Here is an 8,629-nt window from a genome sequence, read left to right on the forward strand (position 1 = left end):
GCCGGGGCGCTACCACCAACGCCGGGGAGGATGTCCGTGCACATCTCGCGAGTCGCCGAATATCCGAGGGCTGATCATGTCCTGTTCCACTTCAGCGACACTCATCTGATCGCGGCCGACACCGAGCTCTACGGCGCGGTCGACGCCGAGGCGCGGCTGGCCGCCCTGCTCGGGCAGGCCGAGGCCAGCCGCATCGCGCCGACCGCCATCGTCTTCACCGGCGACCTCACCGACCAGGGCGAGCCGGACGCGTACCGCAAGCTGCGAGACCTGGTGGAGCCGTGGGCCGAGCGGATCGGCGCGCCCGTGGTGTGGGTGGCCGGCAACCACGACGACCGGGCGGTGCTGCGCGAGGAACTCCTCGACGAGAAGGGTTCCGGCGCGCCGTTCGACGCGGTGCACATGTTCGACGGGCTGCGCGTCATCACCCTGGACACCACGGTTCCCGGTCACCACTGGGGTGAGATCACCGACGACCAATTGGTTTGGCTGCGTGAGGTTCTCGCCGAGCCCGCCCCCTTCGGCACCGTCCTCGCCATGCACCACCCGCCCATCCCCTGCGTCCAGGATCTCGCGGTCCTGGTCGAACTACGCGACCAGCGCCGCCTCGCCGAGGTCCTCGACGGCACCGACGTCCGCGCCATTCTGGCTGGGCACCTTCATCTTTCGAGCAACGCCACCTTCGCCGGCATCCCCGTCTCGGTAGCCTCCGCCACCTGCTACAGCCAGGACATGGCCGCCGCCGAAGGCGGCCAGCGCGGCCGCGACGGCGCCCAAGCCTTCAACTACGTCCACATCTACCCCGATACCATCGTCCACTCGGTGGTCCCCATCGGCCACGGACCCACCGTGGGCAAGCCCGCCGACCCCGAACAGGCCGCGAACCGCCTGGCCGACGCCGGCATAGTCATCCCACCGGCAGCCCGCATCCCCCACGTCCTCCGCCGCCGCACCGAGGCCCCCGAATCCGACGGCGAGTCAGTCCTCTAGCCGGTGAGCAGACCACCGAATGGATCATCGGTTTGCGCAGCCGCAGGGGGTGATCTGGTTCTCGGTCGTGCCATTGCATCCGCCCGTGGCGCCGCAGCCCGAGGTTCGGCTGGAGCGGCGTGACCACAGCAGACCGGCAACGCCCGCGATCGTCAGTGCGATGGCCAGCGGTTCCAGCCTGGAGAGGCTCAGTAGCGCGATGCCACCGCCTGTGAGACCGGCTGCGGCCAGGATCGGTGTGGTGCGACAGGCCGGGCAGAGGAGCGATCCGAGACCGATAGCGGCCCATGACCGTCTTCCGCGAGCTGCGGATCGGGGTGTTTCAGCAGCCACAGCGATCCCCTACGCTGGTTTGCGGACCGGTGTCGAAAGGCATTGGGCAGTCGGGGTTTTCGCTGCATGCGAGCAGGTCGCCGCAGCCGGCGGCCAGGGCCGCGCGCAAGGTGTCGCGCACTGTGGCGAGTTCGGTCATCTTCGTGTCGATTGTGGCCAGTTTGGATTCCGCGTGCGCCCGCAGACCGGCGGAGGTGGCCGAAATGGGTGGCTTCGAGTAGGCCGGCGATCTCCGCCGGAGGGTCGGAGTCGAACTCGCTGTCAGTGATCTTTCGTAGGGGCGACCGACTGGCCATGACCTGCACCTTCGATATGCCGGAGAACCCCATCGGTCCGCTGCCATCCCAGGCTGAGCCTGTACCCGGGCACAGGATGCAAGCCCCTCGGCGACAGTACGCACAGGCACGGAACTCACCGTGACGCAGCTGATTTCGGGCGACAGCCTCGCGTGCGCGTCGATGCGCGAGATGGACGATCCGGTCGAATGTCGCTGCGGAACTGATCGCCATGTGGCACGCACTCGACATGCGCCAACAGTGATTTATCCTTGCGCGACATGAACGATTTGATCCGGGCCGCGGCGCTGCGTGGTTTCGGCAGCGTGATCAGCGAGTGCGGCGGTGACCCCGCCGCGCTGCTCGCGCGCGTGGGGATCGAGCCGACGCTGCTGGATTCCGAGGACGCGGTCATTTCGCATCGCAGCCTGGTACGGCTACTGGAGCACGCATCCATGGAGTTGGAGGTCCCCGACCTCGGGTTGCGGATCGCCGAGCACCAGGACATCTCGATTCTCGGCCCGCTCGCGGTGGTCATGCTTCACTCGGCGACGCTGCGAGAGGCTGTCGAGAGCGCGTCCCGGTTCATGTTCGTGCACAGTCCGGCGGTGTCGTTCACATTGACCGATGATCCAGATGGAAGCCCGGAGGTTGTCGGGCTGCGATACTCACTGAACTCGCCCCCACCCACGCGTCAGGTCGTCGAAATGGCACTGCTCGTGGCCCATCGGGTGGGCCGGCTCGATATCGGCGCGGCGGCGCGGCCGATCAGTGTGGACTTCCCCCATTCTCGGCTGAGCCCACCTGAGCGCTACGCGGAATGCTTCGGAGCGCCGGCCCGGTTCGGCCGCCCCACGGCCACCCTGAGATTGCCGGCCGAGGGGCTGGCCTCGTCGATGGCGGAGGCGAATCCGCTGCTCAAACAGCTCGCTCTGGACTACCTCACGTCGCGCTACCCCGACCCGCACCAGATGTACGTACCGCGGGTCCGCGGCTACCTCGACCAGGCGCTGGGGAGTGGCGCGATCGAGTTGGCCGCTGTCGCAGCCACTTTCGGTATCCATGCACGAACCTTGCAGCGTCGGCTGGTGGCGGAGGGCACGTCCTACGCCGAGATTCTGGACGCCGCTCGCCGCGACGCCGCGCTGCGCCACCTGATCGACTCCGACCTGGCCCTGTCGCGCGTGACCGCCGCGGTCGGACTGGCCGAGCAGTCGGCGCTGACGCGCTGCTGCCTGCGCTGGTTCGGGGCGACCCCGAGTGCCGTGCGCCGCGCGGGCGGCGTCGACGAAACTGTCGTTCAAAGATAAATCCCTGTCGTCAGTGGGCAATACCCCGCAGCTCAGCCTTACGACACTTCAGTCCATGGACAACGACCTCGCACGACGCAGCAGCCGGGAGCTGCGCGCACTGTTCCGGACAGCAGCCTGCCCCAGCCTCTCGGAAGTGTCGGGACGTCTCGAAGCCGAACTCGCCGGGCCGGCCCTCGTACGCGCGGTGGCTCCCATAGCGTTCCGGCTCACCGGCCTCGCGGATTGGTGGGGCAAGGACCTTCGACCTGTCCCCGGCGGTCAGGAGTTGGCAGGACACAACCTCGCCGGTCCGCGCGGCGAGCGGACCACCCTGCCGCTCAGCGCAACCGTCGGTCCCTCCCGGCTGGACGGTGCGCCGGCCATGGTGCTCAGCTATCCGCCGGACGCCCCCTTCCCATGGCGCCGCGTGGTTGACGAGCTGCGAATACTGCCCGACGGGACCGTGCTGGGACTCACATTCGGCCTGCCGCTCACGCCGCGCGACGGCTCGCCTTTCCTGCTGCGGCGGGAGGCTCGGTGATGCGCGACTGGGTCGTGATCGGATCCGGTTTCGGGGGTAGCGTCGCCGCATTGCGACTGGCCGAAAAAGGCTACTCCGTCACCGTTTTCGAGAAGGGGCGTCGCTACCGTGACGAGGACTTCGCGACGAGCACCTGGCAGGCCAGACGCATGCTCTGGGCTCCGCGCATCGGCCTCACCGGGATCCTCCAGGTGCGACCGATGAAGCACGTATCGGTGATTTGCGGGGTCGGCGTCGGCGGAGGGTCGCTGGTGTACGCGAGCACGCTGTACGTTCCGCACTCCGATGACTTCTACCGGCACGAGCAATGGGCGGAACTCGCGGATTGGCGATCGGTCCTCGCGCCGCACTACGCCACCGCCGAGCGCATGCTCGGGGTGGTGGACTGTCACAGCGACGGCCGAAGCGAGCAGATGATGCGCGCGGTCGCGGCCGACCTCGGCGTGCCGGACACCGTGCACCACACCAGAGTCGGGGTCTATCTCGGAACACCGGGCAAAACCGTCCCGGACCCGTTCTTCGACGGCGCCGGACCCGAACGCACCGGCTGCCTACGCTGCGGCGAATGCCTGCTCGGCTGCCGCCACGGTGCCAAGAACAGCCTCGTCAAGAACTATCTCTACCTGGCCGAACGGCTCGGAATCGACGTACAGCCCGAACGCACGGTCGTCGGCATACGACCACTCGGCGCCTCCGACGGCACCGACGGATACGCCGTCACCACCGAACGCTCCGGGGCGTGGGGGCGGCGCGACCGCCAGGTCGTCCACGCGCACGGCGTCGTGCTCGCCGGCGGAGCGATGGGAACGACCGAACTGCTCACCAGAGCCCGTGCCACGGGGGCACTCCCCCTGCTGTCGGACCGCGTAGGGCACCTCGTCCGTACCAACAGCGAAGCCATCACCGCGGTCACTGCCCACGACCGCTCGGCCGACCTCAGCACCGACCTGACCATCACGATGAGCGTGCACCCCGACGAACACACCCACGTCACCAACAACACCTACGCATCGGCGGGTGATGCGTTGGCGTTGACCTTCGGCCCATTCACCGGCGGCCGACGACGCACTCTGCAATTCCTGCGTGAGATCCTCCGGCACCCGGCCCGCTGGCTGAACCCGGCTCGCATCCGCGGCTGGTCGCGCCGCACGGTCATCTTCACCGTCATGCAGAGCATCGACAACTCACTCCAGTTGCGCCCCAAAAGGTTCGGCTCCGGCATGACCACCGTCATCGACCATCCCGACAGAAGACCGGCAAGCTATTTGCCGATCGCGAACCGATTCACCGAACTGGCCGCACGACACATCGGCGGCTACCCCGAAAGCTCGGTCGCTGAATCACTGATCAGCTCACCCACCACCGCCCATATCCTCGGCGGCGCGGTGATCGGGGCCGACCCGAGCCGAGGCGTGATCGACCGGTACCACCGAGTATTCGGATACCACAACCTCTTGGTCACCGACGGATCCGCCGTACCGGCAAACGTAGGTGTCAACCCCAGCCTCACCATCACCGCCATGGCCGAGGAAGCACTCAGCCACATTCCGGCCAAACCCACACCCCGAGACCGCCGCACGAACTAGCGACCGGTCGCGCTGACCGAACCGGCCGAACCAGCCGACCCGGCACCTCGGAAGATCAACTGTCCGGGGCTATCCGACGCCGTGCGAACGCCCGGCGAATCACCTTTCTGGGTCGATGACCCTGCGACGCGCGAGAATGATCCCTCCGAGGTCGCTCTCGGCCGAGGTGAGAGTTCTGTGTGTCTCGACGAGGAAGCCGGCATCGTCCAGCCACGTACGCATCTGGTCGTGCTGTCGACGATGGACGTAGAGGTTCATCGGGTGCCCGCCATAACCCTGGGTCTTCAACTGCGACTCGTCTCCGACGTGGAAGCCGATCAGCAGCGACCCTCCCGGCCGAAGCACCCGCCGGAAATGCGCGAAGACAGAACCGATCTCGTCGTTGGGGACGTGGATCAGCGAATACCACGCGACCAGGCCGGCCATCGAGTGGTCCGCGAGCGCGAGGTTCGTCATGGTACCGACATCGAAACGGAGATCGGGGTGATCACGCCGGGCCACCTCGATCATTCTGGGCGACAAATCGATACCGAACGTGTCCACGCCCAGTTGACACAGGTGCGCCGTGATCCTCCCCGCCCCGCAGCCCACGTCCGCAACCGGTCCTCCACCCTGGGCTCGTACCAGATCGGCGAACAGCATCAGGACTGCCCGCTCTTCGGGCGTTTCGTCCAGAAGATGACGCGTCAGCTCTGCATAACCAGCAGCGACCGTGTCGTATGACATTCGTACGTTTCCCAGCCAGCCGTCACTGTCCAGTCCCGCGCCCACGACCGCAGGCTACCCGAAAGTTCAAGCGGGACAGCCCCGTAGTTCAGTCCAGGGTCGATTGCACCGCAGCCGACCGCAGTGTCCGCACATGCCGCACCCCTGCGGATAAAGGTGGCCAACCGACTGGGCTCGAATGCCCGGACCGGAGATCATCTCCAGCCGTTCGCGTCGGCGGAACCTGCGCTGTTGCCGATTATGTGTAAACCGGCTGGTCCGCGGTTGGCGGCTGGGACGGATGGGGACCTAGGACCCGGTCAGCGGTGGCTTTGTCATCCTGGCCGGAGGCGGTCGCTGGGCGCATCGTGAAGCGATGAACCCCACGTCCGATTCCAACCGTCCACCACCATCCTCACGACACCCGGTGCGCGTAATGCTGATCGACCGAGACCGCGCTGTTCGGGACGCGGTCGCCGATCTCCTCGAGCTCGACTCGGCGATCTCCGTCGTCGGCGAGGCCGACAGCCTCGCGGGAGCACTCATGATCCTCCCGGGACTCGAACCCGACGTGGTCATCCTCGACCCCCGCCTACCCGATGGCAACGGCTTGCAGATATGCCGAAACCTCGAGGCCGCCAGCGCCGCTACCCGCTGCCTGATCCTGACCTCCGAGGTCGAACCCGAGCCCATGCTCGAGGCCGTGCGCGCCGGTGCGGCCGGATACATGATCAAAGACCTCACCGAACTGGCCATCGCCGACGCGGTCAAGGCGATCGCCGCCGGGCAATCCCGCCTCGACGGTCGCTCGACCCAGGTGTTGATGCACGAGTGGTCCCGCCGCCACCTCAACGAACGCGAGCTCGTAAGCATGTTGACGACCCATGGAGATGACAATCCTGTTGCTCTTGGCTGAAGGGCTGACCAACCGGCAGATCGCGACCGATTGTTCTTCACCGAGAACACCATCCGCGGCTATGTCGCGCAGCTCATGCGCAAACTCCACCTCGACAACCGCACCCAAACGTATGCGACCCATCTGCGTGGGGCGTGACGGTACCGGTGGCGATAACCGAAAGATGACAACGATCCTGTTCTCGCCAGGGGTTCCGGTGAATGATTCCGCCCAGGCATGGTCGTAGCAGAGGGTTCCTGTGCGACCTGCCGATCGTAAGACGCCGATTCTCTTGCCGCTGCCGCGAATTCAGCGGAAAGGTACTGGCTGCCGTGACACCGTGCCGGCCGGTTCCTCCGGTGATCTGTCCACTGCGTGCCGTCCCACCAGCGGTCGATCCGGTGCAATCCGTCGGGGGTCGGTATACCAGCCGGCAGGGGGACAGGCCGGGGGGCGGGCCGTGTAGGTCCGGTTGCCCAGGATACGGCCGGGTGAATACCTGCTGTCCCTGCTGCGGCTGCAATCCGGCCTTGCCGCTACGAACCGATCGTGGCGGCGCCTGCCGAAGAGACCGTGCGGCGGTCTAGCAACGCCGTGATTTTCGACGACATCACCTTGCGGGGGCTGGCTTCGTAACGAAGTCGTAGGCCGCCATCGGTCCGAGCAAATCCAGCTCCACCCGGCCGTCCCAGTCCGTGATGAGCTGGCGCACCGCTTCCTCGAGCTCTCGTTCCCGCGCCGATTCGATCAGCACCGCGAGGTGGACGGCGTCTTCTTCATGGGTGGGTTCGCGCTGGTTGATCAGTGCTTCGAGTTTCTCGAGTGCGGAAGCCACCTTTTGGGTGTCGTCGGCTCGTTTGGCCTCGATGGCGTGATTGATCAGCTCGCCCAACATGATTCGCGCATCGCGGGTGGCGTCCTCGGGCTTGCCGCGGATCTCGTCTCGCAGTTGCGCGGCCTGGGCGTTCTCGTCGAGTAGTTCCCGCAAGATCGCGTCTTCGACGTAGCGCCCTCTGATCACGAACTGGACCCGGCCCTCGAGTTGGTCGAGGGCGGCGCGGAATTCGTCCTCGTTCGCCTCGAGTAGTTCGCTTTCCACCGCGTCGGTGTCGGTCATGACCGCACCGAAGCGCAGCGGCAGCACCGGAGTGACCGCGGCCGATCCGTCCAGCAGTTCCTCGTGGGCTCTGAGGTCCTTCGGTGTGCCCAATGGCCGGTCGGACTCGAGTGTGCTGACCAGGGCTGCGATTTCGCCGTGCCGCACGACCGTGACCTCAGCGGGCGGATCGCCGACTCCGGTGGCGTGTGGCTGGGGCTCGACGTCGGCGGGCACGATGCCGTAGACATACACGGCTGTCGATTCGGGAGACATCATTGGTCCTCACGTTTGGAGGGCCTGTGCACTGTTTGACGCTTCTGCTGCACATCGCCGAGGAAGTCCGCGACCTTCTGGCCGGCCGCATCGAGTGCGCCTTGCGTTTTGTGTTTCGCCGCGCCTTCGGTGACGTCCCCGACGATATCGGTCAGACCCTTCGGCTCAGTGGTCGAGATCTCGAGCCGGTTGACCGCTTCGGCGAAACGCAGATACGTGTCGACGCTGGCCACCACGACACGGGCATCGATGGTCACCAGTTCGATACCGACCAGCGACACGCGGGCGAACGCGTCGATAACCAGTCCTTTGTCGAGGATGGTGTCTACGACATCGGCCAGGCTGGAAGAGTTCGGCCGCGCCAACGTGCCGCTGCCACCGCCTCCTGAGGGTTGGATTGTCATCTGCTTGCTCCTTGGCTCACACGCGAGCGGCGGGCTACCGGGGTCTTGCGGCGGGCGGCCGTTGGGCGGGAAGGCGGCTCTGGTTCGTCCGCCTCGTTGTCCTCGCCTTCCTCGTCCTGCTCGTCGACCTCGCCTTCGTCGATCTCGCTTGTTTCTTCGTCGCGGGACGCTTCATCGTCGCCACGATCGTCTTCGGTGTCGGCTTGTTCCCTGCGCCGTGCGGTCTGATCGTCTTC

General features: G+C 66.4%; 9 protein-coding genes and 2 pseudogenes. 5 read left to right on the plus strand and 6 right to left on the minus strand.

Features of this window, described 5'->3' with window-relative positions:
- Positions 1 to 36 precede the first annotated feature (36 nt).
- Entirely contained in the window at positions 37 to 990 is a 954-nt protein-coding gene (locus ON33_RS24115; protein ID WP_083869256.1) for a phosphodiesterase, read from the plus strand.
- A 322-nt stretch (positions 991 to 1,312) separates the two neighbouring features.
- On the opposite strand, the gene ON33_RS41560 is transcribed toward ON33_RS24115, so the two are convergent.
- Positions 1,313 to 1,462, minus strand: coding sequence for a hypothetical protein (locus ON33_RS41560; RefSeq protein ID WP_157184698.1), 150 nt, complete (start codon positions 1,460 to 1,462; stop codon positions 1,313 to 1,315).
- Between the two features lie 417 nt (positions 1,463 to 1,879).
- Here ON33_RS41560 and ON33_RS24125 point away from each other — a divergent pair, with 417 nt between their 5' ends.
- Genes ON33_RS24125 through ON33_RS24135 form a run of 3 tightly spaced genes read left to right on the plus strand, consistent with a single transcriptional unit; the run spans position 1,880 to position 5,017 of the window.
- The gene (locus ON33_RS24125) at positions 1,880 to 2,908 is read left to right on the plus strand and encodes an AraC family transcriptional regulator (RefSeq protein WP_040861338.1); all 1,029 of its coding nucleotides are present in this window, start codon (positions 1,880 to 1,882) and stop codon (positions 2,906 to 2,908) included.
- 55 nt (positions 2,909 to 2,963) lie between these two features.
- Positions 2,964 to 3,431 carry a hypothetical protein gene (locus tag ON33_RS41565; RefSeq protein ID WP_063711067.1) on the plus strand — a complete coding sequence of 156 codons (468 nt, stop codon included), beginning with the start codon at positions 2,964 to 2,966 and terminating at the stop codon, positions 3,429 to 3,431.
- Positions 3,431 to 5,017 (plus strand): FAD-dependent oxidoreductase, encoded by a 1,587-nt coding sequence (locus ON33_RS24135; protein WP_040861339.1) that lies wholly within the window; start codon positions 3,431 to 3,433, stop codon positions 5,015 to 5,017. Before ON33_RS41565 ends, ON33_RS24135 begins: the two co-directional genes overlap by 1 nt.
- A gap of 99 nt (positions 5,018 to 5,116) precedes the next feature.
- On the opposite strand, the gene ON33_RS24140 is transcribed toward ON33_RS24135, so the two are convergent.
- The gene (locus ON33_RS24140; RefSeq protein WP_245550686.1) at positions 5,117 to 5,788 is read right to left on the minus strand and encodes a class I SAM-dependent methyltransferase; all 672 of its coding nucleotides are present in this window, start codon (positions 5,786 to 5,788) and stop codon (positions 5,117 to 5,119) included.
- 370 nt (positions 5,789 to 6,158) lie between these two features.
- Here ON33_RS24140 and ON33_RS24145 point away from each other — a divergent pair, with 370 nt between their 5' ends.
- The gene (locus ON33_RS24145; protein ID WP_157184699.1) at positions 6,159 to 6,638 is read left to right on the plus strand and encodes a response regulator; all 480 of its coding nucleotides are present in this window, start codon (positions 6,159 to 6,161) and stop codon (positions 6,636 to 6,638) included.
- A gap of 329 nt (positions 6,639 to 6,967) precedes the next feature.
- Here ON33_RS24145 and ON33_RS44475 read toward each other — a convergent pair.
- From ON33_RS44475 to ON33_RS41570, 4 genes and pseudogenes are all read right to left on the minus strand, one after another.
- A pseudogene (locus ON33_RS44475) lies at positions 6,968 to 7,024 on the minus strand (DUF2510 domain-containing protein); the annotation flags it as partial.
- A gap of 203 nt (positions 7,025 to 7,227) precedes the next feature.
- On the minus strand, positions 7,228 to 7,989 hold the full coding sequence (locus tag ON33_RS24150) for a GvpL/GvpF family gas vesicle protein (RefSeq protein WP_245550687.1): 762 nt from the start codon (positions 7,987 to 7,989) through the stop codon (positions 7,228 to 7,230).
- The gene (gene gvpJ, locus ON33_RS24155) at positions 7,989 to 8,393 is read right to left on the minus strand and encodes a gas vesicle protein GvpJ (protein WP_051152727.1); all 405 of its coding nucleotides are present in this window, start codon (positions 8,391 to 8,393) and stop codon (positions 7,989 to 7,991) included. Before gvpJ ends, ON33_RS24150 begins: the two co-directional genes overlap by 1 nt.
- Positions 8,390 to 8,629: pseudogene (locus ON33_RS41570) on the minus strand (hypothetical protein); the annotation flags it as partial. The pseudogene ON33_RS41570 and the gene gvpJ, both read right to left, overlap by 4 nt.

Source organism: Nocardia niigatensis NBRC 100131 (assembly GCF_000308655.1).
Lineage (GTDB): Bacteria > Actinomycetota > Actinomycetes > Mycobacteriales > Mycobacteriaceae > Nocardia > Nocardia niigatensis.

What these genes read in the sequence shown, in the direction of transcription:
- ON33_RS41560 (WP_157184698.1), bottom strand. Translation starts at nt 1,462, where the DNA reads ATGACCGAACTCGCCACAGTGCGCGACACCTTGCGCGCGGCCCTGGCC.
- ON33_RS24135 (WP_040861339.1), top strand. Translation starts at nt 3,431, where the DNA reads ATGCGCGACTGGGTCGTGATCGGATCCGGTTTCGGGGGTAGCGTCGCC.
- ON33_RS24145 (WP_157184699.1), top strand. Translation starts at nt 6,159, where the DNA reads ATGCTGATCGACCGAGACCGCGCTGTTCGGGACGCGGTCGCCGATCTC.
- gvpJ (WP_051152727.1), bottom strand. Translation starts at nt 8,393, where the DNA reads ATGACAATCCAACCCTCAGGAGGCGGTGGCAGCGGCACGTTGGCGCGG.
- ON33_RS24125 (WP_040861338.1), top strand. Translation starts at nt 1,880, where the DNA reads ATGAACGATTTGATCCGGGCCGCGGCGCTGCGTGGTTTCGGCAGCGTG.
- ON33_RS24150 (WP_245550687.1), bottom strand. Translation starts at nt 7,989, where the DNA reads ATGTCTCCCGAATCGACAGCCGTGTATGTCTACGGCATCGTGCCCGCC.
- ON33_RS41565 (WP_063711067.1), top strand. Translation starts at nt 2,964, where the DNA reads ATGGACAACGACCTCGCACGACGCAGCAGCCGGGAGCTGCGCGCACTG.